The following is a 26,404-nucleotide window of genomic DNA, read 5'->3' on the forward strand; positions in this document are numbered from 1 at the left end:
ACGATTTGCTTTAAGTTTAAGCGGTCATATGTCTGCTTTTTGTGCAAAAATCACTTAATGAGGTAAGTAATGCCAAAGTGTTTTAAAAAGTGTATTTGCATCAATAGGTTTCGTGATGTAACTATTCATTCCACAAGCTAAAGCCTTTTTAACATCATCATCGTGTGCATTTGCAGAAAGGCCAATTATGGGTAAATCAATCAACCCTAGATCATTACGTATTACTGTTGTTGCTTGTAGGCCATCCATTTTAGGCATTTGAATATCCATAATTACTATATCGTAAGTGTTAGCGGTGAGCTTTTCTATGGCTTCAAATCCATCATTAGCAATATCGGCGTTACACCCTTTTGTTTTTAAAATCGCACTGGCAACATGCTGGTTTAGCGGGTTATCTTCAACTAAAAGTAATTTATAATGTGCAAACGATAGCGTACTTACATCAATGTCGTTGTACTGCTGCAAAACCTGCTCTGCTTTTGGTAAAGGCGAGCAAAGTGGCAAGCTAAACGTAAACGTTGATCCCTTTCCTTCAAAGCTTACTAAATCAATTTCACCACCCATTAAATGCACCAGTTTACGGCATATACTCAACCCTAAACCCGTACCACCGTATTGACGAGAGGTTGAGCTATCGGCTTGTGCAAACGGCTTAAATAATTGCTTTTGCGCTTCGCTACTAATACCAATACCCGTATCGTTAATACTAAAATAAGTCATTTTTTTAGATTGCCAAATTTTTAACGTGATCTCTCCCTTAGCCGTAAACTTAACTGCGTTATTTAATAAGTTTAACAGCACTTGTTTTAAGCGAATAGGATCTGTATTAATCACTAAATTTGTCGATTGATCAAAATCGAGATTTAATTGTATTGATTTAGCATCAGCTTCAAATTGAAGTAAATTAAGCATTTCGTCAGCCAAACTGGCTACATTAATTGGCTCTTGCATTAAATCGAGCTTACCTGCTTCCATTTTCGAAAAATCGAGCACGTCGTTTAAAACCCGCAATAAAACCCCTAATGCGCCATCAGCTTGTTCGATATAGCTCCTTGCTTGTGGCCAGTCATTTTGCTGTAGCGCTAAATAATGTAGCCCTTTAATACCATTAATAGGCGTTCGTACTTCATGGCTCATATTTGCTAAAAAGTGACTTTTAATTTGGCTCGCTTCGTCTGCCTTTTGCTTTTCTAGACGAAGGCTGCGCGTTTGTTTGGCTACTTGCTCACGTATTTGTATATTGGTACCTGTAACTGAGATTAAAAAAGTAATCAGCAACCAAACAAATAACATCCCCACTATTTGTGCCAGCCAGTATGCAAACCAAGACGTTCTTACTATTGGCTCATGTAGCTCTACTTGCCACATACGCTTACCAATCAGTAATTGATATTGCTTAAACAAAGTATAAGAGGCATCTATATCAGCAGTATAAATAGGCAACTTTTTACCCGATACCGTTGTATCAAAAAAGCTCGCTGCAATTGAGTTATTATGATCAAACAATAGCGCTTGAGAAAGCCGTTTAAGGCTAACAACGGCAGCTACAAACCCTTTAAAGTCACCCTCTGTGGATGAATCACCAAATACAGGGTATAAAAATAAGACACCTTTTTCTGATGTGTTTTGTACTAAGTTGATAGGCTCACTTAACACAAGTTCATTAAGCACTTTAGCTTTAGCAAGTGCTGCGCTGCGTACTTTATTTGACGCTAAATCAAACCCAATAACATCTTCGTTGCCCTCTAAAGGGTATGCATATTTTACTGGAAAGTAATGACTACGAATGCCAACCTCTTGCCATCCACCACCTAAGGCCTTTTCTTTTACATAAATGGGTGCGCCTGATGCTAGATTTTGATTCGCTTTAAACTCGGCTAATTGGCTAGACGATACAAATGGCACCCATTCAAATGCTAATATTTCTTGGCTGTAAGTTAGTTGCTTTGAAGTAAACTGCTTAAACTCTTTAAAATTTACGTCGTCGCTACTAGCAAAATAAGTCGCTAATAACCCTAAATGAGAAGTCACTCCATCTAACTTTTGGCTAATTGCATTTTGTACTGCAAGTATTTTAGTTTCTTGTTTTTGAATGTCTTTTTCTTTTTTTACACTTGCTGCGCCATAAAAACTAACGCTAATAAGCGTATATATTAATAGTGAAGGCAAAATCACCTGTAAACGGTGGCGGACCTGCGTGTAATTAAACGCAGCGAGCATTAAAGGGGTAAATATTAAAACGCCAATACTGTCGCCAATCCACCACGCTATAAAATTATCAAAAATAGCATCTGTTGGTATCACGTTATTTAGTGCTAGTAAACTTGTACCAACACCTGCTGCAATAATGCAGCACAATGGCCCGGCTACTACTAAGCTTTGAACACTGCGTTTTAATGAAGATAGATCCAAGGGGGCTTTTATTACATTAACAATAATTTTGCAGCCAATCCAAGCCTGCAAAACAGAAGCTAAAGTGATACAAAGAGCCTGTAAAAAAACGCTAGAATTGAGAATATCTACAGCGTTATCAAGGTGAATTAAGTTAGTACAAAAAGCCCCTATAATAAGGCCAATAAAAGACTTTCGGCCCCAAATTAAAAAGCTAGCTAATGCAATACCTGAAGGCGGCCAAGAGGCGACCGCATAACCATCAACAGAAAGAAGTGAGTTACTAAAATACCCAGTGAAAAAATAAGCACAGGCCAAGCTTAGGGTTAATATTAAAAGTTTTCTCAATACTTGGCTCCAATATCATAAAAATCAATTGCTAATAGTGTAGACCTTTATTGATATAAAACGAGCGCCTTTTCTGCTTGTGCACTATTTTTATAACTTAAAACAGCCTGTTCAAAAAACTGTTTTTTATTATCGCTATTCAGGGCTTTATCAAATATTCGCGCGGCTAAATCATAATCACCTTGGGCGTTAGCAAGGCATGCCAATGCTAATAATAAAGCGTTGTTCGAGTCGTCCTTTTTAAGGCGTTCTTGAATAGTTGTTTGTAACTTAACAGCATCGGCGGCAGTGGTTTTACTTAATATATTAGCGAGCAATAAGTGCTGTTCATTATGTTTAACCATTTTAATTAAGTCGCTTTCAATCACGCTTAATTGACCAGCTTGTGCCATTTGCATTAAATATGCATTGTGGGCATGAGCCTGTAGCTTCTTAGGTAACTGTTTATACTTTCCGGTAAGTTTGTCATCATCGAGCGCACTAAAATAAGCATTAAATAATTGTGTCCATTGCGCCTCATTAAGTGCTTTTTTACGAAGTAAACGCGGTAAAAACTCTTCAAGGGCAGTAAAGTGCTGTTGCTGGACAAGTACTTCGGCATAAAGTTTAAGCTCCAGAGGTGTTGCTTTTTTAGCTTCTGCACTGGTTCGCATTTGCGATTCAATCGCGCTACTATCACCGCTTGCAAGCCACAGCTTTGCAACTTTCAGCTGGTTTTCTGGGCTTATTTCAAATAATCGCTCTAGTGCTTTATCTGCTTGGTTGTTAGTGAGCGCTGCTTTTGCAAGTAATGCTAAGCGAATATCCTCAAATTTACTTGGCACGCTATTACCAGACAATGCCTGCTCCACATGTTCGTAATCATCGTTAATAGCACTCCAAAGGGCTTGCTCTATGGCAGCGTGCTTGCGCTCTTGGCTACGCGCAAAAAAACCATGTTTAGTATTATGATAAATCGATAATAAATAGCGTACTAACTTATAAGTTAAGTACAACACAGCTGCTGTAATCGCCGCCATAATACAAAACGACACTATAGTGCCTTCAATAGTTGTATTGTTAAACGAAATCAGTACATAACCTTTTTCATCTAATACAAACGGAGTTACCGCCAGTACCACAACAATAGCTACAATTAATATAATTATCCCTATCATTGCGCCCACTCCTTAACCTTTTGTGTACTTTTTAACGTTACTTTAGGGCTAAAGTTTAGTTGCTCTTTTTCAAGATTTGCTAGTGCCTTAAGTACCGCTTTAGTAGCGTCATCATCTTGCTTAAAGTACTCAGTGACCAAACGCTTAGCTTCACTTAGAGCATTAAAATAAATACTCGCTTGCTTACTCATAAGCGCATCTTGTGCTTGAGTTAAATTAAGTTTAATACGCTGGTTAATTAAATGACGCTCTTGATCTGTTAGTAGTGGTTCAATTGCTGCGCCTTCGTGATGGCGAATAGTAATAAAACTATCAACTATTTTATTCCAGCTATTGCTTAAGTTTTGTTGCCAATCGCTTATATCTTCACTTAATACATTTTCGTCAACTTCAGTTGTGTCTGAAGGCACATTAACTGCGTTAAAAGCTAGATCATCAACACTCGTTAACACACTGCTTAGCTGCAGATAAATAGCTTCTGTTGCTATTGGCTTTAAGCTGTCGAGCATTTGTATGTCTTGCATAATGGCTTGGCGAACTTCAACAGTACCTGGATGCTCACTTAGTAACGCATCTAAACGCTTAAGTACAGCACGTGTACCTTGGTAGTCTTTTTCAGCCCACAACTTAAACTCAGCCATGCGTTGTAAGCTGGTTACTTCTTGCGGATTAAGCGAGGCTCCTTGTTGTTGAGCTTGCTGAAGGGCTGCTTTTAATTGCTGCTGATTGTTTGCAGCACTTTCGCTTAGTGCTGTTGTTACCTTTTGCTCACTATTAAACAGCGCTTGCTGCAAGTTAGATTGTGCAGATTTAAGCGCTTGTAACTCTTGAGCAAGTAGCTTATTTTGCTCATTAAGCTCGTTAACCGCTATATTTTGGGCCTTACCTGCATTTAGCTTTTGGTAAAACTCATAACCCACACCACTTGCTACAATAAGAGAAATAATAAGTGCGAGAACCGCTACTTTACTAATTTTTTGCTTAGTATTATTTGGCTTATTAGCTGTATTTACAGGATCTTTTTTACTTGAAGGCACAGCTGCTTTAGCTGGATTTTTATTATCTGCCGTTACTGGCTTTGACTGTTCGCTCATGTTGCTACCTTGCTGTTTAATACAGGAAAACATAGCGTCATCGCTTGCCCCTGCTGCAATGTGTATATTAGCCGAACTTACCTGTTGCTGCTTTAAATAAGCGGCAATGCGCTCGCTAGCAACATAAAATCGGCACTGTTGTAACCACTGTAATTGTTCTTGAATTAGGTTATTAAATATTGCATCTACTGCTGCATTACTTGTAATGACTATACCTTGTACTTTCAGGCTTTGCCAGTGGTCTGTCCAGTTGGTTTTTTCAGCGGCTATTGCCTCACGCTTATACACCACACAATTATTTAAAAAAGCGCCGCGCTCTTTAAGTGTTTTTGCAATATCGGGGCGTCCTGCTTGGCCTTTTACTAACACAATATTACTGCCATCAACTTCCGCTAACGATTTAAGTGCTAATAGGCCTTCTGAATCATATTGTTTAGGTACGGCAGCCCTAACACCAAACTGCTCATAAATAGTATCGGCAGTTTGTTGGCCAATGGCATAAAATTGCGCTTTAGTATTAATATTTGGTTTTAACTGGGCGAGTGCTGTTACTGCATCTTGAGATATAAATATTATTTTATCTGCATTTAACAGAGGGCTCAGCTCGGTACTTGAGGGCGTTAAATAGGTAATTTTTAAAACAGGAAATAGCGACGCCTGATAACCCGCTTCCTCAAGTTGCTGAGCAAGGGCTGCGCCTTTTCCTTCGGGCCGAGTTATCAGGATATGTGTCATTTATGCGTCTCTATAAACTTCAGCTAATATTTTATCTGCACCTTGAGCTAGTAGCTTTTTAGCAAGCTCAACACCAATTTTCTCTGCATCATTAATATGACCAGTAACTTCATCGTGTAAAATTTCACTACCATCAACGGCACCAACTAAACCACGTAAATGTACTTGTTCGCCATCAACTAATGCATAAGCGCCTATTGGCACTTGACAGCCGCCTTCTAAGTGACGGTTCATGGCACGTTCTGCATTTACACGAATACGTGTTTGCGTATGCTCAAGCGGTGCAAGCAACGCTTTTGTTACTTCATCATCAATACGGCATTCAATACCTACAGCACCTTGGCCATTTGCAGGTAATGATACTTCTGGCTCAATATAATCGGCAATACGCTCGCCCATTTCTAAACGAATAAGCCCTGCTGCTGCTAAAATAATAGCATCGTATTGGCCGTCATCTAATTTAGCCAAACGTGTATTGACGTTTCCGCGCAAGTCACGAATTTCTAAATCCGGACGTAGTGCTCTAATTTGACACTGACGACGTAAACTCGAAGTCCCTACAATCGCACCCTTTGGTAACTCGCTTATGTTAGCAAAGTTATTTGAAACAAATGCATCGCGCGGATCTTCTCGCTCACAAATGGTGTGCAGCGCTAAGCCTTCAGGAAAATCAACAGGTACATCTTTCATAGAATGTACGGCAATATCGGCACGTCCATCTAACATAGCTTGTTCAAGCTCTTTAACAAATAAGCCTTTACCGCCAATTTTAGCAAGTGGGGTATCTAAAATAATATCCCCTTGAGTCGACATAGGGACTAATTCTACGCGCACATCACTATGAAAATGCTCAAGCTGTGCTTTAACAAATTCAGCCTGCCAAAGCGCTAAAGCGCTTTTACGAGTGGCTATGCGTACTAGTTTTGTTTTTTCTGTCATAGGGGTATCCAATTAGTTACTGCTGAATAGCTAAGCTTAGTCAGCTAAAATTCTAAATTCTTTTTGAGCAATTAAATTACTTTTCTCATCAACAACATCAACACGCCAGTGGCCTGTTTGTGTGTCCATAATATTTTTTGTAGAGTACGTTCTATAACGAGGCGAAGTAACATTAAGCGTAATTTCAGCCATGGTTTCACCCTCATAAGACCAAACATGCTTAACTTGTTGGCCTTGTAAGTTTTTAAGCTCACTAAAAAACGATAAACCTTCATCAAACTGGCTTAACCTTATATCGGCAGCAAATACATTTGTGGGCTCACGTTTACTTACTTTACGAGTCAGTACTGCACGGCTAATTTTACCTGTATCAATTTGCGCCCCTAAGGCTACACTCGCTACATGTGCATCAGCAGAAAACCCTTCAGTACCTGTTAAAGCACCATCATCACTGTCTAATTCTACCAGTAAATCGCCAGCACTTGCTGCTTGCACCGTACTTTGCAGCTCTTCATTTTCAGGTTCTTGTTGAACTTCATTATCAAGTTCAGAGTTTAACGCTGTATTAATGCTATCGTTTTGCTGTGTATTATTATTTACCGCTAACGTATTCTTATCATCTATAAAATCGGTATCCTCAGAAGCCGCAAGTTGAGGCGCTTCATTTTGCAAACTCTGTGAGGCTAACAGCGGATCAATACTCGCTTGGGTAATGTCATCAGGCTCATCAAGTAAATCACTTTGTTGTGCTTCACTATTTATGTTTGCCTCATCATCGCTTTCGCTATTTTGCGGACTGTCATTAAAGCTTAAAAATTGCTCTTGCTCGTTAGCATGCTCACCTTGCTCGGCATTTACCGATGCAGTTAGTCCATACACCACAGCAGCAGAGGTCATTGCTACCAACATAGAAATACTCACAATACGACGCCAGTGCCACTCATAACTAACTGTAGGTACAGTATTTTGTGGTTCGCGTTTAACATTTGCTTTAATTACTATTTTTTGACTCATATTGACCTCAGCGGCTCCAAAATTAGCTTAAACGGGCAATTAACCATTGACGAATAGCTTGCAGTTCTTCTGCGCAAACCTGATGAGCCATTGGGTAATCTTGCCAGCTTACATCCATGTTATGTGCTGTTAATACTTCATACGCACTTCTTCCCGCACTATGCGGCACTACGTTATCTTGGCTACCATGCGCCATAAAAACATTTAAATCAGTATGTTTTGCTTCGTCTGTAAATTTTTGTGGCACACACATATAAGTAGAAAGCGCCATAACGCCACCAAGCTTATGCTCAAAACGTGGCGCTAAATGTAGTGAAACAACGCCACCTTGTGAAAAACCAGCCAAAATAATTTTATTAGCAGGTATACCACTTTCAATTTCTTGATTAATAAGAACTTGAACTTTGTCAGCTGAATCTCTTACGCCTTGTTCATCGGCACGCTTATCTAATTCTATAGATTTAATATCGTACCAAGAGCGCATTTCCATACCACCATTTATGGTGACCGGTTGCACTGGCGCATGCGGAAATACAAATCGTATACCTAGCTCACTGGGTAAATTAAGCTGCGGTGCTACAGGTGCAAAACCATCACCTGAATCACCTAGGCCATGTAACCAAATTACCGTTGCTTTGTGTTCTGATTGTGCCGGGTATTCTACAAATTCTAAACTCATAGTGATGATTGCCACTTAATTTCTTGGCCTGCTTGGCGAGTAGATGCTTGGTTCATAAATTCCCAAAACTCAGCGCCAGAACGATTATCAATCCATTGACCGTCACGCATTTCAAAGTGGTGGCCATTAAATTTAGTTGCCACCCATACTTGATGCAAAGGCGCTTGTTTATTAATTACAATTTTACTTTTATCAGCAAATATAATTTCTAAAATACCTTGTGCCGACTCATAATCTAAATCAGCTTCGCAATCATCAACTTGCTCTTCAATTGTGAACATAAGAGCTTCGGCTAATTGGTGATATTCGTGTTCAGTCATTGTAATTTTCCTTTGCAGGCGAGCCGCCTAATATTGGGTACATTTTAGCTTAAAATTAGCTTTAAAAGTGTGCAGCTAGTGTAACAGGAATAAAATCATCCGCGAATAGCTGCATTTTTTAGATATTCTGTTACTCTGCGATTATAAAGCCAGCAACCATATTAATCTAATGAAAGCGACACATACCTTACAATTAAAAAAACTATTAATAAGCACTGTACTGCTAAGCGCATTAGCTGGTTGCGGACAAAGTGGCCCTCTTTATTTACCAGAGCAAGAAGTTGATCAAAATCAACCTCAAGAAACAGTTGAACCAGTAACTGCTTCAGAGCAAAACAACACGCAACAAAGTCAGGAGCAATAAATGGATTATTTTAACTACCAAAACAACCAATTATTTGCCGAAGACGTGAGTGTGGCCGCTATTGCTCAGCAATATGGTACGCCTTGTTATGTGTATTCGCGCGCGACCTTTGAACGTCATTATTTAGCCTTTGCTAATGCCACTAAAAACCATAAAAGCTTGGTTTGCTATGCCGTTAAAGCAAATTCTAACATTGCAGTATTAAATATTTTAGCGCGCCTTGGCTCAGGTTTCGATATTGTATCGAAGGGTGAACTTGCACGTGTAATAAAAGCCGGTGGCGACGCCTCTAAAGTCGTTTTTTCGGGCGTGGCTAAAACAGCAGACGAAATAGCTTATGCGCTAAAACTAGGCATTAAATGCTTTAATGTTGAGTCAGCCTCTGAGCTTGAGCGTATTTCTGAGGTTGCTTGCGAGTTAAATTTAGAAGCGCCTATTTCTATACGTGTTAACCCTGATATAGACGCAAAAACGCATCCCTATATTTCTACCGGTTTAAAAGAAAATAAATTTGGCATTGATATTCAAACAGCTGTGAGTGTTTATCAACATGCAGCGTCTTTACCGGGTTTAAAAATTACCGGTGTTGACTGCCATATAGGTTCGCAACTAACAGAAGTAAGACCCTTTTTAGAAGCGTTAGATAAATTAATGGCGCTAATTGATGAGCTAAAAACATGCGGTATTGAGCTTACGCATTTAGATATTGGTGGTGGTTTAGGTGTGCCGTATAACAACGAGCAACCGCCACATCCAAGTGAATATGCAGCGCAAGTAACTGAGCGTTTAGCTAATTACAAACATCTTGAGCTTATTTTTGAGCCTGGCCGCGCTATTGCAGCCAATGCCGGCATTTTAGTAACCCAAGTTGAATTTATTAAGCAAAACCAAGATAAGTTTTTTGCCATTGTAGATGCGGGTATGAACGACATGCTGCGCCCTTCGCTTTATCAAGCATGGCAAAAAATTATTCCGATATCGGTGCGAAACGACGACACCCCAACACATAATTTCGATATTGTTGGCCCAGTATGTGAAACCGGTGACTTTTTAGGTAAAGACCGCGAACTTGCACTTAAGCAAGGCGATTTACTAGCTCAGCGTAGTGCAGGCGCATATGGCTTTACTATGAGCTCAAATTATAACTCTCGCCCACGTGTTGCAGAAATAATGGTAGATGGCGAGCAGCACCACCTTATTCGCCAACGCGAAACGATAGAAAGCCTTTATCAGGGTGAGAAAATTTTACCATAAACGTTTTTGCCAACTCGCTGCTCTGTGGCATGATTGGCACAGAGCAAAACCGAATTAGAGCGCTATGTTAGTTAATTTTTCCAAAATGCACGGCTTAGGCAACGACTTTGTTGTAATTGATAACATTACACAAAATGTGTTTTTGTCACGAGATCAAATAAAAAAACTGGCTGATCGCCACTTTGGCATTGGTTTTGACCAATTGCTAATGGTAGAAGCGCCATACTCACCCGATCTCGACTTTCATTATCGTATATTTAATGCCGATGGCACCGAAGTAGAACAATGCGGAAATGGCGCACGCTGTTTTGCCCGTTTTGTGCGAATGAAAGGCTTAACCAACAAGCATAAAATTAGCGTATCGACTAAATCGGGCAACTTAACGCTATACATAGAAAAAGATGGCCAAGTTACCGTAAACATGGGCCATCCTAATTTTGAGCCGGCCAAAATACCGCTCAAAGCCAGCAAGCGTGAACTTACCTATATTATAAGAGCACAAGAGCACACAGTATTTAGTGGCGCGGTGTCTATGGGTAACCCGCACTGCGTGTTAGAAGTTGACGATATAACGACCGCACAAGTTGATGTACTTGGCCCACTGCTGGAAAACCACGAACGTTTTCCAAATCGTGCCAACATCGGCTTTATGCAAGTAGTATCGCAAGATCATATAAAGCTAAGAGTATGGGAGCGCGGCGTTAGCGAAACCCTTGCTTGTGGTACTGGCGCATGTGCAGCTATGGTTATTGGCCATATTCAAAGCAAACTTAACACCACGGTACAAGTTGATTTACCAGGCGGTACATTGCAAGTGCGCTGGAGCGGCGAAGGCCACCCTGTACGCATGACTGGCCCAGCCGAGCATGTATTTGATGGGCAAGTAGCATTATGAGCGAGCTAACTAAAGAGCAAGTTGCTGAGTATTTAACTCATCATCCTGATTTTTTAATTGATCAACCACACTTACTTGCAAAGCTTGAGCTTCAACAAAAAGAGCAAGGTGCTACTTCACTGGTGCATATACAGCAGCGCCAGCTACGTGAACACAATACACTGTTAAAAAATCAAATAGAGAGCATGAGTAAACATGCAAAACAAAACGAGTTTGTATATAGATTATTTAGCCAGTGCCATAGCCAGCTTTGGAGCAATTACGACTTCAATACACTTGCCAGTAACTTAACCAATATAATTTGTACAAGTCCAAATATAAGCGACTGTAAGTTAATTAAATACACAGCGCAGTATAACGACCTTATTGAACATCGTCTTACACATTCTACGCATTATTTAGGGCGTATTAATCAACAAGAATGCGAGCTATTATTTAGCGATAAAACCCAATCGGCAGCTATCTATTTAATTGGTGATAGCAAAAAGCCAGTGGCTATTTTAGCCTTTGGTAGTAACGATGCTAACCACTTTGAACCCGCACAAGACAACCTCTTTGTACTGGACTTTGTACGTGCCCTACAGCTAAGGCTGTTGGAACTTGCATGAACGAAAACCCCACGCCAAATATTAGCGATTTAAGCGATAACTGGCGTACGCCTATAACTTTATTTAGCGAATATTTAAAATACGAAAAGCAATATTCCGCGCACACTGTAAATCAGTATGTAAGCCAACTTGGCTTTGCAGCGCTTTATTTTAGTAAATTATGTGATGACTGGTTTGGCGTGCAAGGCGAGCATATTCGTCGCTACAGTATGGCGCTTCGTTCAAAGCAATTAAGCGGGCGAACAATTAGTTTAAAATTAAGCTGTATTCGTAGTTTGTATAAATTTTTGAAAGCCAAAAATATTGCACAGCAATCGCATTACCATAACCCTGCACAAGGGATTAAAGGGCCTAAATTTTCAAAGCCACTTCCAAAAAACCTCGATGTAGATCAAATGGCAAGTCTGCTAGAAATAAACGACGACGACCCATTAGCTATAAGAGATAAAGCCATGATGGAACTAATGTATTCATCTGGGCTGCGCATTAGTGAGTTAGTTGGCGCCAACATGCAAGATATAAATACTAAAAACGGAGAGATTTTAGTACGTGGTAAAGGCAACAAAGAGCGCTTAATTCCGGTTGGTAGAAAAGCATTAAGTGCACTTCAAAGTTGGCTTACTATACGCGGCCAATTTGCAAAACCTGACGAAATAGCCGTGTTTTTAAGTAGTAAAAAAAACCGTATCTCGGTGCGTCAGGTTCGCCTTCGTATGCAAGAGTGGGGAATAAAACAAGGTATTAGCTCGCAGGTTCATCCGCATAAATTACGCCATTCATTCGCTTCTCATATTTTAGAGTCCTCTGGCGATTTACGCGCCGTACAAGAACTACTAGGGCACAGTAGTTTGTCGGCTACACAAGTGTATACGCATTTAGATTTTCAGCATTTAGCCAAGGTGTACGACAACACCCATCCTCGCGCTAAAAAACAAACCGATTAGGAAAATAACTATGATCCGATTTAATCGTGCTCTTCGCCCTTTTTCTGTTATGAGCTTTGATTTAGACGACACGCTGTACAACAACCACCCAATAATAAAAGCGGCGGTTAAAGCGCAGCAAGATTACTTAAGCGCACTGCCGAGCTACCTAGAACAAGGCCCTAAATATTGGCAGCAATGTCGTAACGAAGCAGTATTACAATCACCTGAGCTTGCCAATAACGTGACCAAATGGCGCCAACATACACTGCGTTTAGCGCTTTCTAAATTGAATTTAAACGCCGATGATATAGAGCACCATGCAAATGCAGCATATAACGCTTTTGCTGACGCACGTAGCAAAATAGTCGTCAGTGACGACGTACTAAAACTACTTGATAATTTAGCCGAGCATTTTACGCTTGTTGCCATCACTAATGGTAATGTGGAAATAGAACGCTTTAATTTACACAATAAATTTTCGCTCGTGTTACAAGCGGGCATGCACGGTAAAGCAAAGCCTCATAAAACATTATTTGATAAAGCCGCGACGCATTTCGATATCCCTAAAAGTGAAATTTTACACATTGGCGATAGCCTAGATACAGACGTACAAGGTGCTAATAATGCTGGCTGCCAATCGGTATGGCTAAACGATCAAGGCGCTACCTATGCCTATAAAGGACTTGCCGATGTTGAAATTGCGAATATTCATGCCTTAGCACATTTTATTAAATAACCTAAAATACAACGACGAGATTGCAATGAGCCATTATACCAAGCTAATAACCTTACTATTAATTGGCTCACTTAGCCTCAATGCTTACCTGCTATGGCCAAAACAAGTAGTGGTTGTTGGCAAACAAGAAATCCAAAAAACCTCTGAAAAACCAATTAAAGCGCCTAATAATGAGCTGCTTACTAAGGCTAAACAACAATTTGAGCAACACCAATTTGACGAGGCGTTTAATACTTACCAGCAACTAAAGCAACGCTCCCCAGCCCTTGCTCGCACACTTTACTCTTCGTGGGTTTTGCAATTAAAAACATGGCTAAATACGAACTTATTTCTTAGCGAGCCACTGTTAAACACACTATTAGATCAAGATCCTTACAATACAGAGCTACTTACATTGCAGGTCGATTACTTAATAAATAGTGGACAAATACAAAATGCAATTATTGCTTTATTTGAACTATACCCGTTGTTAAATGAGCAACAGCAAAGCACTGCAAATGTGCGGTTGGAAAATTTGACTAAAAACGAGCTTCACAGTTTAAGTGAGCAGCAAAATTGGCAAGCAATTATCGAACAAACCCAAATTTGGCTCGATTATCAAAACGACAATAGTCATTTTTTATACGCACTTGCTTATGCCTATTACCAGCAAAATGACTTTATAAGCGCATTAACCACTCTTGAGCGTATGCCACGTAATAACCCTCTTAAAACAGACATAAATACACTAAGAACACTAATAAATAAGGCTCAATCGCAAGATGACTTTATTGCGCTTACCCCCTACGGCGCACATTACTTAATTAGCACCGAGCTAAATAGCTCAATCCAAACAGAGCTAATGATAGATACCGGCGCAAGTATTACTTCTCTTTCGAGTGACGTGCTTAGCCAACTTTCACCAAGACCACTTTATTTAGGCGATGTAATCGTAAACACTGCAAATGGGCAAATTAAAGTAAAACGCTACCAAATTGAGTCGTTTAAAGTGGGGATGCAAATTATTTACGGCTTTGAAGTGCTCAGTATTGAAAACACCCGCGGCCAAGGTTTGTTAGGAATGAACTTTTTATCGCGATTTAAATTTAATATAAATCAACAAACAGATGAGTTAGAGTTGAGTGCTAAATAAACAAAAATAATAAAAGGAAGTTTATGCGTACTCTACTATTTACACTACTTTGTTTTTGGCAATGTAGTGCTCAGGCAGCAAATTATTTTGTAAAAGACAAAAGTTGTGAGGCTATTTCAGAGCAACTTACAATTAAGACTCAAATGTCATTATTTCAGTCAGATAGTGAAGTTAAAGCACAGCAAGACTTAAGAACCGAAGCTTTATTTGAGTACAAAAAAATTAAAAATTCATTAGCTGCTAACTCTCAAATCTACGTTAAAGAAAGGTTCGTAATGAATAGGGACGTTAACCAAGAATCGACCTCTTCTAACTCAATTAAAAAACGTTTATTTTATACCGCTCACTTCACACCTTCCAAACATTGCAATGAAAACCAAGCAATGTCTGAAGCTACTTTTATTGCAGGAGAACATACCTTCAGAATTTTGAAATCAAAAGAAAAAAAGATAACAATTCTTTCAAATAGTGATAACCGACCTGCATTCAAAAAATTTGATAGTAAGTTAATTACATCAAAGCACTTTTTTGACACCAAATTTGGGCAAAGCACACAAGAAGTAACTCAGCTGCTGGGGTTACACAGCCTTGAACTAAAAAATGAAAGCAAAAGAATACGTGTATATGGTAGGCACCATGCTTTTCACTTTGTTAATAATCAATTAGTAGGCTATCAGTTCCATTTAAACTTATTACCCATGCAAATTAATAATGTGCTCACGTTGGAAAATAAAGAGCTTAAAATCAAGCTTAGTAATGATGAGATTGTAGAAGCGGCCACTCCTATAGCGCCTTTACAAATAACGGCATTAAAGAAAGAGTTTGCAGATGTTGAAACCGCATATTATAAGTCATCAGACACAGAAGTTGATCAAAGGCTAATAGGGCTTTCTCAAGGGCAGCTAATAGACAAAATCGCATTCAATAAGCACTGCATTAAAAGCTTTATCGCCAAAAACGATGGTAATATTGATAAAAATATAAACACATCATTAAAGCTAACCAGTTCATCTGAAGACAATATCAGTGTTACTCCATGCAGCGAATCCTTATATGAAAAAGCTGACTTTATTGCCAAATTAAAACTTTTTGAACCTATCTCTACTAACAATATAAAGCTCTCGGCATTAGCTAATTACTTTAAACAAGGACACAGTTGGGAGTTTTCAGGTGTAAAATACAACGACCCCGTTGCAAGTCTTGCTAAGTTAGGCGATTACGACGAGTTTTTTGACTCAGCAGAATTTACTTCTCAACACTGGAATGGTTATTTTTATATTTATGACGGAAAGCTTTTAAGTGCAGAGCTTACAAGCAACGACTATTAATTTTTCTCTTTGAATCTTCTGTTAGAAAAGGACAAACATGTTATTAAACGATTTTTTACAGCAACTTGCAGACAACCCTAAAAGCATACAATTTAGCGATACCATGGCGGTAATAGAAGCTAATTACGAGTTTACCGCGTGTGGATTTAATAACCACGGCTTACTTAGCTCTGCAAGCGAGAACAACGGCTCATGTAAAATTTTTGCGTTTGCTAAATTAAACGATTTAAGCAAGCAAAATACATTGGATTGCTTTGGTAAGTTTTACCGCGAAGACGTACTACAAAACCCTAAAGGCGATGATCACATGAACATTCGCACATTTATGTTAGCGCCAGAAGCGACTCCATTTTTAGGCCTGAGCTTTGATGGTGAGCCACTAAAAGAGAAATAACACTAAGCTACTAAATTAAAGCGTTTTTTCCATAAAGTAACGCGTACCAGAGCGTGGATAATTATTAAGTTGATACTTAACCACATATCCGCGTTTTTCGTAAAAAGGCTTGGCCTGAAAATCAAGCGTATCGAGCTGTGCGGTATTAGCGCCCCGCTCAATAGCAGCAAGCTCAAGCGCATTTAGAAGCTTACCTGCTAACCCCTTGCCCCGAGCGGTATCGCTACACCAAAGCCAATTAATCATTAGCCAATTACCAAACACGTAACCACTGACACCCGCAATTAGGTTGCCTTTTTCATCTACAAATTTATAGCCTAGCGGCACTTTAGGGGCATCAAAATGTTGCCCGTTAAACTCAACTATTTTACTACGCAGTGCTGAGTTTAATGCATCGCTGTGATCGGCTTGTAATTGGTACATGCAATGCCCTTAAAGGAGCAGATATTAGCAAATTAGCTCTATCAAAACAGGTTATTTTTACCATAAGGAACTTCTAGTAAATTACTGCTTGTTTTTTCGGGTTGGCCACACATTTCATCGTAGGCACTAGTGTGTCGTAGTACCATTTCGGCGTAGGCTATTTTTTCAAAACGTTTTTGAATATGCAGCGGGCTGAGCGCTTTTAGAAATTCGCCATTTTCTTCAGTAATGTAATACTCTACGTTATTTATAATAACAGACACCTGATAGAGCGCCATTTCAAGGGAGTGCGCCACCACTTTTTGTAATGGTTCGTGTTTTTTTAGCTCAGAAAATTTCATACCCATAACAATCGCCTTTTTATAAAAAGTAACTTTATAGATACGCACCTTTGCTATAATCGCGATCAAATTATTACATCACTGTCTTTTTAAGCTTATGAGCAACAAAATTCGACTCGCTAAATATATTGCTCACGCCGGTGTGTGCTCAAGAAAACAGGCATCGCGCTTAATAGATGAAGGGGTAGTAACGGTAAATAATCGCCCTGCTAATCATATTGATCACGTTGATGAGCAAGACGTAGTAATAGTTAATGACCAAGCAGTTAAAGGCGCAGCCGATTTAGTTTATTTTGCGTACCACAAACCTGTAGGTATTGACTGCAAATTAAATAAAAATGACCCTACAAGCCTTATTCACCATTTGCCTACACTTACCCGTGTTTATCCCATTGGCCGATTAGATAAAGACTCTCGAGGCTTGCTTATTTTGACCAACGATGGGGATTTTTGTAATCAACTTATTCACCCTGACTTCCACCAGCCCAAAAGTTATTTAGTGACGGTAAATAAACCTATTAATAATGAGTTTTGTGAAAAAATGGCCGCTGGGGTACCTGTTGATAAGCAAGTAACCTTACCGTGTGAAGTAACAAAAATAGCTGACAACCAGTTTAGTATTATTTTAAAGCAAGGGCTTAACAGGCAAATACGTAAAATGGCGCATTACTGCGGCTTTAAAGTAATTGATTTATATCGGGCACAATTTAGCGAACTTGCTCTTTCAAAACTAAACCTCCCTGAAAACCACTGCATACAAATTAATAAAACTGATATTTCAAAATCTAACCTTCGTTTAAATAGCGTACAAAAAAGTTAAAAAATAACCTTGCAAAAATAGATTACAGGTGTAGTCTTAAGTTAAAGATTACATTTGTAGGCAATAAAATGATTGAGTTATCAAAAGCAGAGTTCGACGTGCTTGATGCGCTTTGGATTAATTACCCAGCAACCGCCAGCCAAATTATTGAACGCTTAAGCGATGATAAGCAATGGCACGAAAAAACTATTAAAACCTTACTGGGTCGATTAGTTAAAAAAGGCGCACTGTCGTTTGAAAAAGACGGTCGCCAATATATTTACACCCCCTGCATGGAGCGCGCCGACTACACTCTAAAAGAGAGCCAAAACTTTATTGAGCGCTTTTTTAGTGGTCGCATAGCCCCGCTGGTAAGCGGTTTTGCTAAATCGGAGCAGCTTTCTCAGCAAGATATAAATGAGCTTAAAAAAGTCATTGATGACTGGGAAAAAAACCAAAAGTAAGGGATTAACATGGTTATTCAAACTGGGTTTAATTGGTTAATTGAGCAACAACTACTATTAAGCATTTTGTTTTGTGGATTTATTTTTCTCGAGCGATTTGGTTTAAAAATCCTTGGCGCGCGGTTTGTATACAAGTTAGCGTGGTTACTGCCTGCGGCATTAGTTATCGCTAATTTACCCAATGCGATTAAACCACTGCAAAATAGCAATATTAGCCATTACTTAATTACCCCTAACCAGCCTTTTACACATGAAATGGGTATTAGCTGGGCACTTATGTATGTACTTATTACTGCGGGGTTATTAATAGCCAGCTTTATTACACATACTCGTTTTGTTAAAAGCCTGCAGCTAACTGAGCTAACACACTTTAACCATACACTTACTACAAGTGCTAAAACTTTTATCAGCCAACATGTAGCCACGCCAATGGTGGTGGGTATTTTAAACAGTAAACTAGTGTTACCGAGCAACTATAATACCCAGTTTGATAGAGCCACATTGACGCTTATTTTAGAGCACGAAAACGTACACATTAAACGCAAAGACAACTTAACAAACGCATTCATGCTGCTACCCACTATTTTACTTTGGTTTAACCCACTTGCTTGGTTTTGTTACGCAAGCATGCGCCGATTACAAGAGCTGACTTGTGATGAACGGGTACTTGCCAATAAAACCACACACCAACACATTTTATACAGCAAAGCCTTAGTTAACTGCGCGGCAACAACGCCCGCAGGCCTAATGGCTTATTCACACTACGGAGATAAAAAAACCATGTTACAACGACTTACCAATATAAAGCACAGTGGCAGTAGCTCTCGCTTTGCCAAAAGTGGCTTACTGCTAATAGCAGCAAGCATGCTTAGCGGTTTAGCCATTGCAAAACAGCCCCAAGCTGAAATAACGAAAGAGGATCATATTTCACCAACAATACGCATTGAACCTGTCTACCCTGCCCAAGCAGCTAAGCAAGGCATTAGCGGCTCGGTTGTATTAAAATACGATATTGCCACCAATGGCAGAACAAAAAACATTAGCGTAATTCAATCTAAGCCGTCAGACGTTTTTGATAAATCAGCGAAGGAAGCCTTGGCAAAGTGGGAATATAAAACGTCAAATTCAGGTTTTGAAAATGTACTAGTACAGCTAGATTTTGCCATAAACAGTGAGGTTGCTAATACCGATTTAATCGAGCGAATTAAAGTATCGCATTAATACTATTTAGTTATGCAAGAGCACAAAGCAAGCGCCCTTTTAGGCCGCTTGCTTTGTGGTTTTAACAATAAAATTAGATACTCACTACAATCATAGCAATGGCAGTGCCTAAGCCTATAAACCATACAAGCGAACGTATAATATCTAGGTTCATATAATAAAAAACACAGTATAAAATTCGCGAGATTATATGAGTAACCGCCAAGGTCTCAGTTACTGCATTTACCGAGTTAGTACCGAGTACAACAGCAATAGCAATGGCAAAAACAGTAAGTGATTCAAAACAATTTTGATGGGCAGCGAGCGCCCGAGCACCAAAGCCAGTTAGTTTTGCTTGTTGGGAACGTGGGTGTTTATTGTCGTATCGGCCGAGCTTTGCCATCGCAACTGCCACAGGTACTTTTGCAAAATAAGGCATTAATACAGCTAATAATGCACACACCACTAATGTTGTCATAGTTTATTCTCTTATTATAAATCCTGATTATTTGAGCAATACATATATCATACACACATAAAAAAAGCCGCCCAAACGTTTTATGACATACGCTGGCGGCTAAACAATAACATCACACTTACTATAGCTCAGTTTACTTACAAAGCAGTGCGGCATAATGTCGCAGGTGATGAATATTCACTATCACCCTTAATGCATCGCATTAATCACTAAAGCTTGTTAACTTTATTGCCTTACATTTTAACGATGACAATCATGACTTGGATATTTTTCACTTTTTTAGCTGCCTTTATGCAAGCCTGGCGAAATGCCCTGCAAAGTAAATTAAGTAACAATGTGAGTGTAGCTGGCGTAACCCTTTCACGTTTTATTTTAGCAGGTCCCATTGCTGCAGTTTATTTATATGGCCTTTATCAATATCAAGATACAGCCATGCCTACGTTTAATAATGCCTTTTGGGGATTTATTATTGGCGCAAGCGTTATGCAAATACTTGCCACGGGTTTAATGGTAAAGCTGTTTAAAATGAACAATTACGCCGTAGGGGCGGGGCTTGCTAAAAGTGAGGCGTTAGTAGCGGCTATTTTAGGCGTATTATTTTTTGGCTCTGCGCTTAGTGTATTTGGCTGGTTGGGGGTGTTTTTAGGGGCCATAGCAGTACTTTTACTTAGCGGTATAACCAGCGTAAAACACTTTGATGCTAAAACAGCGTTACTTGGCCTTGCCTGCGGCACAAGCTTTGCCCTTACATCCCTCTGGGTACGTGAAGCGAGTTTAAATTCAGGGTTGTTATTTCCGCACTCGGCTGCATGGGTTTTACTGTTTGTAATAAGCCTACAAACACTTATATTACTTGGCTATTTATTACTAAAAGAGCCGCATACTCTTAGTAAACTTTGGCAATATAAAGGCATTACAACAGCAATTAGTGTTTTTAGTTGTGTAGGCTCTATTGGCTGGTTTAGTGCAATGAGTTTACAGCACGTGGCGTATGTTAAAACGCTTGGGCAGGTTGAAGTATTTTTTACGATGCTAATTGCTGTACTTTGGCTAAAGCAACCACTTAAAAAACAAGACACCGCTGGCCTAATACTTATAGCCATTGCCGCTATTTTGGTGATGCTGCCAAATTGAGAACATAAAAAAGCGCAGGCTTTTAATCCTGCGCGACTATAAAGCTGCTTATAAATTTTAAAGCGAGTTTTAAGCGCTCTTTTTAAGAGCTAATTTTTAGCGTTATCACACCGCAAATAATCATGAGTACACCCGCAATACGGCCAAACGTGGCTGCATCACCGTAAAATAATATACCCACTAAAAACGTTCCTGCAGCGCCAATACCGGTCCATACTGCGTAGGAAGTGCCCATTGATATTTGCTTTTGTGCAAGCCACAACATAAAGCCACTGGCTGTTAAAAATGCCACAGCCATTGCAATACCCTGCCAGCGAGTGTCGGGTTGTTGTGAAATTTTTAAGCCAATTGGCCAACCTATCTCAAGCAGGCCTGCAATGACTAAATAAACCCATGCCATTAAACATCTCTCTTTTTCAAAATTACGTCGTATAAATCTTCGCGGCGATCTTTTAAATTGCGCACCGTACCTTCGCTATGAAGAATTTTTAGTTTATCCATATCAAGGTCGCTAAATAATAACATTTCGGTATTAGGTGTGGCTTCATTTAATGTTGCATCATGCGGAAAAGAAAAGTCAGACGGGGTCAATACTGCCGATTGCGAGTACTGTACGTCTAGGCTTTCTACCTCAGGTAAGTTACCCACTGAGCCTGCAATAACTACATAACATTCGTTTTCGATTGCGCGCGCCTGCGCACAATGGCGAACCCGTAAATAACTATTTTTAGTGTCGGTCCAAAACGGCACAAAGAGTATATCAAGCCCTTGCTTAGCTAGTATGCGCGAAAGCTCTGGGAACTCTACATCGTAACAAATTTGAATACCTACACGCCCAGCATCGGTATCAAACACGGCAATTTTGTCGCCGCCTTGAATAACCCAATCATTTTGCTCATGCGGGGTTATGTGTATTTTGCGCTGCTCGTCTATTTTACCGCTACGGTGGCATAAGTAACTTACGTTATAAATTTTATCGTCTTCGGCAAGCGGCATAGAGCCAGTAATAATATTGGCGTTGTATTCTATTGCCATACGCGACATCGCGTTTTTAAACGTTTCGGTATATTCGGCTAAATAGCGGATTGCTTCGGTTTGATTATTTTGATCGCCTAAGCCCATAAGTGGCGCGTTAAAAAACTCAGGAAATAATATAAAATCGCTTTTGTAGTCAGATACCGTATCTACAAAGTATTCAACCTGCTTTAGCATTTCTTCAACCGACTCGACACAACGCATTTGCCACTGCACCGCACCTATACGCACTATCGATTTAGTTGATTCGAGCACGGTGTCGGTTGGCTCATACATTATATTATTCCACTCTAGTAACGTGGCGTAACCTACAGACTCTTGATCCTCCGGCAGATACTTTTTTAGTAACCGCTTTACCTGAAAGTCGTTAGAAAGCTGAAAGCTTAAAATTGGGTCGTAAAGCTCTTTTTGGTCAACCTTTTCAATGTACTCCATTGGCGTCATTTCACTGCTGTGATTGTAATAACGTGGAATACGGCCACCGGCTAAAATAGCGCGTAAGTTATATTGGCGGCACAATTCTTTACGGGCATCATAAAGACGGCGCCCTAAACGCATGCCTCGGTGAGTTTCGCTAATAGCAACATCTAAGCCATATAAAGCATCGCCATCGGTATCGCTAAATACGCGATCATGGCCATCGGCTATGTCTTCGTAGGTATGTGGGTTTGAAAAACGCGTGTAGTCTACTTGCACGCTCAGCGCTAAGCCCACCAGCACGCCATCATCCACTATGCCTATTTGCCCTTCAGGGAACTGATCTATCAATCTAAAAATAGTATGGCTTGGCCATGCGCCACCTAAATCGGGATAAGCCTGGTCCATCAAGGTTTTAATTTGCGGATACTGCTCTTTTGTTAAGTTACAAATTTCTAGGTGGGTTTTTTCTGCCGACATACACAACTCCTTTGGGCATAATAAAATAAAAGCCGAATGTACGCTAAAGTACACTCAGCTTTGTATCATGTTTTTTACGTTACGCGTACTACTTTAAGCTGCGATAAAAAAGTGTAGTCACTTTCTCTTTTGGCAACCAGCCTGCGTATTCAAGGCCAAGTTCTGCCAATGGATCGGCTTTGATTACTTGCTCTAGGCTTGCGTTATTTTGCATTGCATTTAGCATTAAATCTTTGGCTTTTTTAACTAGTTTAGCATACGTTTCCAGCCCTGAACGGTCACTTACCGGCCCATGCCCGGGTATCACTATGGTGCGCTCGTCTATTTGCTTAATAACATCATTTACGGCTGCTAGTATTCCGTCAACACTGCCGCCGCTATCTACGTCAACAAATGGCAAGCTGCCAAAATTAAAATAAATATCGCCCATGTGCACTATGTTATCGTTATTAAAAAATATAACCGAGTCACCGTCGGTATGTGCATGCGCGTAATGCACTACATGCGTGTGTTCGTTATTAAAATGCAGTTTTAAATCGTGGCCAAAACTAATGCGTGGCAGGTAATCTGAGTTTGCACCGTGTTTTTCTTCTAATCGCTTATGTACGTTGTCGTGCGCAATGACATGCGCACCGGCCTTAGCAAAGTTTTCGTTACCGCCGGTGTGGTCGCCATGATGATGCGTATTAATTACAAATTCCGCGCTACCGGGTTTTAAATCACTAATGGTTTTTTTAATGTCGTCTGAGAGCTTAGCAAATTGGTCGTCAATAATATAAATACCATCGTCCCCAACACTTGCAGCAATGTTGCCGCCTTGCCCAAATAATACGTATACGTGGTCACTTAACTTTTCAGCGGTTACTGGGCTTTCATCTGCATGCGCTGCACTGCTGAGTAATAAGCCTGTGATTAATGCGGGTAGTATTTTTTTCATTATTTTTTACCTGTTATATGAATTAATAAATATAGAACGTGTTTAGTTATATTTTAGTTCATTGAGCGGGCTCTATTATTATTTGATGTATAAGCGTTTGTGGCAATAAAGGCGTGTGTTTACCTTCTATGTAATCACTAAAGCCTGCACGGTAAAACTCAGATAGCGGATGCCCCGATTGCCCACCAGGCACTGCCATTATGGCATTTTCTAAATGCCCAGGCTGGGCAATAAAGCGCTGCGATGCACCAAAGCTTTTACCTTGCACTGCGGGCATGTAGCTATCGCCAAATCCAGGCGCAATTGGCATATTTAAAAATTTAGCTAGTATTGGCATTTGTTTAGCAAACGGGTGCTCAATGTTAAGCGCATTTACTTTGCCCCACTGCCAATTTTGTAAGTTATCCCCATACTCAGCCCTAAGCGCTGTCACTGTTTGGTTAAATGCACCTGATAACTGCTCATCCCAATTTTTATACTCAGGGTTTACCCACGAATCGGGCCGTGTATTAATAAGCTGCCATATTGCCGGCTCAAGATCGCGTTTTACGTATTTAAGTGTACCGCTTTGCTCATTGAGCTTATTCTCCATGCTTGCAAAAACAGTATTTATTAATTCACTTCTATAGCGCTTAACTAAGGTATAACCTACAGAGCTTGGACATGCGCACTGCTGCCAGTTTTCAAGCTCGCTAATGTATTGCTTGTTTTTGCTTTTATCTTTTTTAAGCTGATTAAGTAGTAATGTATGCCAAGGCATTAGAAAGCGGGCTTGATTATCAAGCTGTAGCGCGTAAAAGTCGCTCTCAGCAAAGGTTTGCTTTTCAAATAATCTATCGCGTATTTGGCTTGAACGTGCTCCTAGTGCATAACCACCGTTACCAAATCGGCTGTTATCTATGGCCGATACAACACGTGAGTTACCCGTCCATAATCGCCCACTTTGCGGGTTTTTAACAAACGGGCGTTCATTTTCATTTTGCTCAAAAAGCGCAGAATATTCGTTTGTGTTTATACTTAACTCGCTTGGCATTTTACGCGCTGGTATGCCGCCCATATGCTTCCACGCTGCACTGCCCTTATTATCAACCACCATTAAGTTTTGCACCGGAATACCCACATTGCTCGCTATTGCTAATGCATCATCAACCGTATTTGCTTGTTCAAGTTTTACTAATTCCATACTAACCGCGTAAGGCTTATGTGCAGCCCAGCTAAGTGCGTAGGGTTTTTTATTAATGTATTTTACTGGGCCATATTCGCTTAACGTTAATGGGTAGTTTTCAACTTCATTATTTGGTAGCGCTATTGTTTCATTTACTTGCCATGTTTTACTGTCATCATTTAGCGCTATCCAATCAGCGGTATCTATGTAGCCATTAGTAAAGCCCCACGCAATTTTATTATTGGTACCCACCACAATAGCGGGTGCGCCAGGCAGCGATACGCCTGTTATTTGAAATTGCTTAGCATTTTGCGTGTAATTAAGCTGCGCTCTGTACCAAATAACCGGCACCGCCATCGATAAATGCATATCGTCAGAGAGCATTGCTGCGCCCGTTTGAGTATGCGCACCGGTTACGGCCCAGTTATTACTGCCACGCTCTTGGTTAGCTTGAATATTTTTAACCATGTGTTGTTCTTGCGCTGGAAGTGTAGGTATATCGCCTGTAAAAGGCATAAGTTTACTGCCATCAAGCGCCGCTTGGTATTGGCTTGGTTGCGTTAAAAACTCAACCATTTTTTGCCCGTAAGCTTGCTCAATCTGTATTAGCGTTTGGTCACGCTCAAACGTTGCACTTTGTAAATCAAGATACATACTAAATATAATCAATAAGCTGTCTTCACTTTGCCATGGTTTTTGCGCCCCGCCTGTTAGTAGGTACTCAAAGCTTGCATACCCTACTTGTGCTAATCCTTCGTTAACGCCTTGTGCGTAGCTTTTTAATAATTGCTTATCGGCTTTTGGGAGGGTTTTTAAAATAGCGCGGCTGCGTTTACGTAATTGATGAAAGCGCATTTTTTTATCAAGCCCAATGGCCGCTTTGCCAAATAACTCACTTAGCTCACCTGCGGCGTTGCGCCTTAATAAATCCATTTGAAAAAATCGGTCTTGTCCGTGCGCATAACCTAATCCATAAGCGGCATCGTTTCTATTATTGGCATTAATAACAGCCTGCCCTTGTAAGTCGCGCGATATTTTAACGTTATTACTTAGGTGACTACTTTGACCTTTGCCATCAAGTGCAGGCAGGCTCAAAGTCAACACACCATATACCACCGCTGTGCCTGCAAGCGCTAAGATCACAGTTAATAACAATAACCGTTTGATTACTTTAAACATCAACCTTCCCTATAAAAATTTATACTACGCAGTATGAG

27 protein-coding genes are annotated in these 26,404 nt (G+C 40.0%); 13 read left to right on the top strand and 14 right to left on the bottom strand.

What is annotated here, in order from left to right:
* Positions 1–54: 54 nt before the first annotated feature.
* The 7 genes from ATS74_RS04165 to cyaY are packed head-to-tail and all read right to left on the bottom strand — an operon-like array spanning position 55 to position 8,677.
* The gene (locus tag ATS74_RS04165) at positions 55–2,739 is read right to left on the bottom strand and encodes a CHASE domain-containing protein (protein WP_058547695.1); all 2,685 of its coding nucleotides are present in this window, start codon (positions 2,737–2,739) and stop codon (positions 55–57) included.
* Between the two features lie 47 nt (positions 2,740–2,786).
* Positions 2,787–3,896: a heme biosynthesis HemY N-terminal domain-containing protein gene (locus tag ATS74_RS04170; protein ID WP_058547696.1), complete on the bottom strand. Its 1,110-nt coding sequence runs from the start codon at positions 3,894–3,896 to the stop codon at positions 2,787–2,789.
* Complete coding sequence (locus ATS74_RS04175; RefSeq protein ID WP_058547697.1) at positions 3,893–5,725, bottom strand: uroporphyrinogen-III synthase; 1,833 nt, start codon at positions 5,723–5,725, stop codon at positions 3,893–3,895. The genes ATS74_RS04170 and ATS74_RS04175 overlap by 4 nt, the downstream gene beginning before the upstream one ends.
* On the bottom strand, positions 5,726–6,664 hold the full coding sequence (gene hemC, locus ATS74_RS04180; RefSeq protein WP_058547698.1) for a hydroxymethylbilane synthase: 939 nt from the start codon (positions 6,662–6,664) through the stop codon (positions 5,726–5,728).
* Between the two features lie 36 nt (positions 6,665–6,700).
* Positions 6,701–7,678: a DUF2914 domain-containing protein gene (locus ATS74_RS04185; protein WP_058547699.1), complete on the bottom strand. Its 978-nt coding sequence runs from the start codon at positions 7,676–7,678 to the stop codon at positions 6,701–6,703.
* Between the two features lie 22 nt (positions 7,679–7,700).
* The gene (locus ATS74_RS04190) at positions 7,701–8,357 is read right to left on the bottom strand and encodes an alpha/beta hydrolase (protein ID WP_058547700.1); all 657 of its coding nucleotides are present in this window, start codon (positions 8,355–8,357) and stop codon (positions 7,701–7,703) included.
* Positions 8,354–8,677 (bottom strand): iron donor protein CyaY, encoded by a 324-nt coding sequence (gene cyaY / locus ATS74_RS04195; protein ID WP_058547701.1) that lies wholly within the window; start codon positions 8,675–8,677, stop codon positions 8,354–8,356. Before cyaY ends, ATS74_RS04190 begins: the two co-directional genes overlap by 4 nt.
* Positions 8,678–8,846: 169 nt before the next feature.
* On the opposite strand from cyaY, the gene lptM reads away from it, so the two are divergent.
* The 9 genes from lptM to ATS74_RS04240 all read left to right on the top strand — a co-directional run bounded on the left by lptM (position 8,847) and on the right by ATS74_RS04240 (position 16,314).
* On the top strand, positions 8,847–9,041 hold the full coding sequence (lptM, locus tag ATS74_RS04200) for an LPS translocon maturation chaperone LptM (RefSeq protein WP_058547702.1): 195 nt from the start codon (positions 8,847–8,849) through the stop codon (positions 9,039–9,041).
* Positions 9,042–10,295, top strand: coding sequence for a diaminopimelate decarboxylase (gene lysA / locus ATS74_RS04205; protein WP_058547703.1), 1,254 nt, complete (start codon positions 9,042–9,044; stop codon positions 10,293–10,295).
* A gap of 64 nt (positions 10,296–10,359) precedes the next feature.
* Positions 10,360–11,190 (top strand): diaminopimelate epimerase, encoded by an 831-nt coding sequence (gene dapF / locus ATS74_RS04210; RefSeq protein ID WP_058547704.1) that lies wholly within the window; start codon positions 10,360–10,362, stop codon positions 11,188–11,190.
* Positions 11,187–11,798: a DUF484 family protein gene (locus tag ATS74_RS04215; protein ID WP_058547705.1), complete on the top strand. Its 612-nt coding sequence runs from the start codon at positions 11,187–11,189 to the stop codon at positions 11,796–11,798. The genes dapF and ATS74_RS04215 overlap by 4 nt, the downstream gene beginning before the upstream one ends.
* Positions 11,795–12,742 carry a tyrosine recombinase XerC gene (locus tag ATS74_RS04220; RefSeq protein WP_058547706.1) on the top strand — a complete coding sequence of 316 codons (948 nt, stop codon included), beginning with the start codon at positions 11,795–11,797 and terminating at the stop codon, positions 12,740–12,742. The genes ATS74_RS04215 and ATS74_RS04220 overlap by 4 nt, the downstream gene beginning before the upstream one ends.
* A 10-nt stretch (positions 12,743–12,752) precedes the next feature.
* A complete protein-coding gene (locus ATS74_RS04225) occupies positions 12,753–13,460 on the top strand; it encodes an HAD-IA family hydrolase (protein ID WP_058547707.1) in 708 nt (235 codons plus the stop codon).
* Positions 13,461–13,485: 25 nt separating this feature from the next.
* Positions 13,486–14,592: a retroviral-like aspartic protease family protein gene (locus ATS74_RS04230; protein ID WP_058547708.1), complete on the top strand. Its 1,107-nt coding sequence runs from the start codon at positions 13,486–13,488 to the stop codon at positions 14,590–14,592.
* 23 nt (positions 14,593–14,615) lie between these two features.
* Positions 14,616–15,920 carry a hypothetical protein gene (locus tag ATS74_RS04235; protein WP_058547709.1) on the top strand — a complete coding sequence of 435 codons (1,305 nt, stop codon included), beginning with the start codon at positions 14,616–14,618 and terminating at the stop codon, positions 15,918–15,920.
* A gap of 37 nt (positions 15,921–15,957) precedes the next feature.
* Complete coding sequence (locus ATS74_RS04240; RefSeq protein ID WP_058547710.1) at positions 15,958–16,314, top strand: HopJ type III effector protein; 357 nt, start codon at positions 15,958–15,960, stop codon at positions 16,312–16,314.
* 15 nt (positions 16,315–16,329) lie between these two features.
* Here ATS74_RS04240 and ATS74_RS04245 read toward each other — a convergent pair whose 3' ends face one another.
* On the bottom strand, positions 16,330–16,737 hold the full coding sequence (locus ATS74_RS04245) for a GNAT family N-acetyltransferase (protein ID WP_058547711.1): 408 nt from the start codon (positions 16,735–16,737) through the stop codon (positions 16,330–16,332).
* A gap of 41 nt (positions 16,738–16,778) precedes the next feature.
* Positions 16,779–17,084, bottom strand: a complete 306-nt coding sequence (locus tag ATS74_RS04250) for a DUF6482 family protein (protein ID WP_058547712.1) — start codon at positions 17,082–17,084, stop codon at positions 16,779–16,781.
* Between the two features lie 91 nt (positions 17,085–17,175).
* Here ATS74_RS04250 and ATS74_RS04255 point away from each other — a divergent pair, with 91 nt between their 5' ends.
* From ATS74_RS04255 to ATS74_RS04265, 3 genes are all read left to right on the top strand, one after another.
* Positions 17,176–17,898 carry a pseudouridine synthase gene (locus ATS74_RS04255; protein WP_058547713.1) on the top strand — a complete coding sequence of 241 codons (723 nt, stop codon included), beginning with the start codon at positions 17,176–17,178 and terminating at the stop codon, positions 17,896–17,898.
* 68 nt (positions 17,899–17,966) lie between these two features.
* Positions 17,967–18,341, top strand: a complete 375-nt coding sequence (locus tag ATS74_RS04260) for a BlaI/MecI/CopY family transcriptional regulator (protein ID WP_058547714.1) — start codon at positions 17,967–17,969, stop codon at positions 18,339–18,341.
* A 9-nt stretch (positions 18,342–18,350) separates the two neighbouring features.
* Complete coding sequence (locus ATS74_RS04265; protein WP_058547715.1) at positions 18,351–19,562, top strand: M56 family metallopeptidase; 1,212 nt, start codon at positions 18,351–18,353, stop codon at positions 19,560–19,562.
* A 73-nt stretch (positions 19,563–19,635) separates the two neighbouring features.
* Here ATS74_RS04265 and ATS74_RS04270 read toward each other — a convergent pair whose 3' ends face one another.
* Positions 19,636–20,019: an MAPEG family protein gene (locus ATS74_RS04270; RefSeq protein WP_058547716.1), complete on the bottom strand. Its 384-nt coding sequence runs from the start codon at positions 20,017–20,019 to the stop codon at positions 19,636–19,638.
* Between the two features lie 255 nt (positions 20,020–20,274).
* On the opposite strand from ATS74_RS04270, the gene ATS74_RS04275 reads away from it, so the two are divergent.
* The gene (locus ATS74_RS04275; protein ID WP_235591991.1) at positions 20,275–21,153 is read left to right on the top strand and encodes a DMT family transporter; all 879 of its coding nucleotides are present in this window, start codon (positions 20,275–20,277) and stop codon (positions 21,151–21,153) included.
* A gap of 82 nt (positions 21,154–21,235) precedes the next feature.
* Here the strand turns inward: ATS74_RS04275 and ATS74_RS04280 are convergent, their stop codons facing one another.
* The 4 genes from ATS74_RS04280 to ATS74_RS04295 form a co-directional block, all read right to left on the bottom strand.
* Positions 21,236–21,553, bottom strand: coding sequence for a DMT family transporter (locus tag ATS74_RS04280; RefSeq protein WP_058547718.1), 318 nt, complete (start codon positions 21,551–21,553; stop codon positions 21,236–21,238).
* The gene (locus ATS74_RS04285; protein WP_058403712.1) at positions 21,553–23,085 is read right to left on the bottom strand and encodes a bifunctional GNAT family N-acetyltransferase/carbon-nitrogen hydrolase family protein; all 1,533 of its coding nucleotides are present in this window, start codon (positions 23,083–23,085) and stop codon (positions 21,553–21,555) included. Before ATS74_RS04285 ends, ATS74_RS04280 begins: the two co-directional genes overlap by 1 nt.
* Positions 23,086–23,173: 88 nt before the next feature.
* Complete coding sequence (locus tag ATS74_RS04290; protein WP_058547719.1) at positions 23,174–24,022, bottom strand: MBL fold metallo-hydrolase; 849 nt, start codon at positions 24,020–24,022, stop codon at positions 23,174–23,176.
* A gap of 58 nt (positions 24,023–24,080) precedes the next feature.
* Positions 24,081–26,366 (bottom strand): penicillin acylase family protein, encoded by a 2,286-nt coding sequence (locus tag ATS74_RS04295; RefSeq protein ID WP_058547720.1) that lies wholly within the window; start codon positions 26,364–26,366, stop codon positions 24,081–24,083.
* Between the last annotated feature and the right edge of the window lie 38 nt (positions 26,367–26,404).

This window comes from Pseudoalteromonas sp. H103 (genome assembly GCF_001469205.1).
Taxonomy (GTDB): Bacteria; Pseudomonadota; Gammaproteobacteria; order Enterobacterales; family Alteromonadaceae; genus Pseudoalteromonas; species Pseudoalteromonas carrageenovora.

Excerpts from the sequence above, each read along its gene's own strand:
- ATS74_RS04170 (WP_058547696.1), bottom strand. The coding sequence starts at position 3,896 with ATGATAGGGATAATTATATTAATTGTAGCTATTGTTGTGGTACTGGCG.
- ATS74_RS04175 (WP_058547697.1), bottom strand. The coding sequence starts at position 5,725 with ATGACACATATCCTGATAACTCGGCCCGAAGGAAAAGGCGCAGCCCTT.
- hemC (WP_058547698.1), bottom strand. The coding sequence starts at position 6,664 with ATGACAGAAAAAACAAAACTAGTACGCATAGCCACTCGTAAAAGCGCT.
- ATS74_RS04185 (WP_058547699.1), bottom strand. The coding sequence starts at position 7,678 with ATGAGTCAAAAAATAGTAATTAAAGCAAATGTTAAACGCGAACCACAA.
- ATS74_RS04190 (WP_058547700.1), bottom strand. The coding sequence starts at position 8,357 with ATGAGTTTAGAATTTGTAGAATACCCGGCACAATCAGAACACAAAGCA.
- cyaY (WP_058547701.1), bottom strand. The coding sequence starts at position 8,677 with ATGACTGAACACGAATATCACCAATTAGCCGAAGCTCTTATGTTCACA.
- lptM (WP_058547702.1), top strand. The coding sequence starts at position 8,847 with ATGAAAGCGACACATACCTTACAATTAAAAAAACTATTAATAAGCACT.
- lysA (WP_058547703.1), top strand. The coding sequence starts at position 9,042 with ATGGATTATTTTAACTACCAAAACAACCAATTATTTGCCGAAGACGTG.
- dapF (WP_058547704.1), top strand. The coding sequence starts at position 10,360 with ATGTTAGTTAATTTTTCCAAAATGCACGGCTTAGGCAACGACTTTGTT.
- ATS74_RS04215 (WP_058547705.1), top strand. The coding sequence starts at position 11,187 with ATGAGCGAGCTAACTAAAGAGCAAGTTGCTGAGTATTTAACTCATCAT.
- ATS74_RS04220 (WP_058547706.1), top strand. The coding sequence starts at position 11,795 with ATGAACGAAAACCCCACGCCAAATATTAGCGATTTAAGCGATAACTGG.
- ATS74_RS04225 (WP_058547707.1), top strand. The coding sequence starts at position 12,753 with ATGATCCGATTTAATCGTGCTCTTCGCCCTTTTTCTGTTATGAGCTTT.
- ATS74_RS04230 (WP_058547708.1), top strand. The coding sequence starts at position 13,486 with ATGAGCCATTATACCAAGCTAATAACCTTACTATTAATTGGCTCACTT.
- ATS74_RS04235 (WP_058547709.1), top strand. The coding sequence starts at position 14,616 with ATGCGTACTCTACTATTTACACTACTTTGTTTTTGGCAATGTAGTGCT.
- ATS74_RS04240 (WP_058547710.1), top strand. The coding sequence starts at position 15,958 with ATGTTATTAAACGATTTTTTACAGCAACTTGCAGACAACCCTAAAAGC.
- ATS74_RS04245 (WP_058547711.1), bottom strand. The coding sequence starts at position 16,737 with ATGTACCAATTACAAGCCGATCACAGCGATGCATTAAACTCAGCACTG.
- ATS74_RS04250 (WP_058547712.1), bottom strand. The coding sequence starts at position 17,084 with ATGGGTATGAAATTTTCTGAGCTAAAAAAACACGAACCATTACAAAAA.
- ATS74_RS04255 (WP_058547713.1), top strand. The coding sequence starts at position 17,176 with ATGAGCAACAAAATTCGACTCGCTAAATATATTGCTCACGCCGGTGTG.
- ATS74_RS04260 (WP_058547714.1), top strand. The coding sequence starts at position 17,967 with ATGATTGAGTTATCAAAAGCAGAGTTCGACGTGCTTGATGCGCTTTGG.
- ATS74_RS04265 (WP_058547715.1), top strand. The coding sequence starts at position 18,351 with ATGGTTATTCAAACTGGGTTTAATTGGTTAATTGAGCAACAACTACTA.
- ATS74_RS04270 (WP_058547716.1), bottom strand. The coding sequence starts at position 20,019 with ATGACAACATTAGTGGTGTGTGCATTATTAGCTGTATTAATGCCTTAT.
- ATS74_RS04275 (WP_235591991.1), top strand. The coding sequence starts at position 20,275 with ATGACTTGGATATTTTTCACTTTTTTAGCTGCCTTTATGCAAGCCTGG.
- ATS74_RS04280 (WP_058547718.1), bottom strand. The coding sequence starts at position 21,553 with ATGGCATGGGTTTATTTAGTCATTGCAGGCCTGCTTGAGATAGGTTGG.
- ATS74_RS04285 (WP_058403712.1), bottom strand. The coding sequence starts at position 23,085 with ATGTCGGCAGAAAAAACCCACCTAGAAATTTGTAACTTAACAAAAGAG.
- ATS74_RS04290 (WP_058547719.1), bottom strand. The coding sequence starts at position 24,022 with ATGAAAAAAATACTACCCGCATTAATCACAGGCTTATTACTCAGCAGT.
- ATS74_RS04295 (WP_058547720.1), bottom strand. The coding sequence starts at position 26,366 with ATGTTTAAAGTAATCAAACGGTTATTGTTATTAACTGTGATCTTAGCG.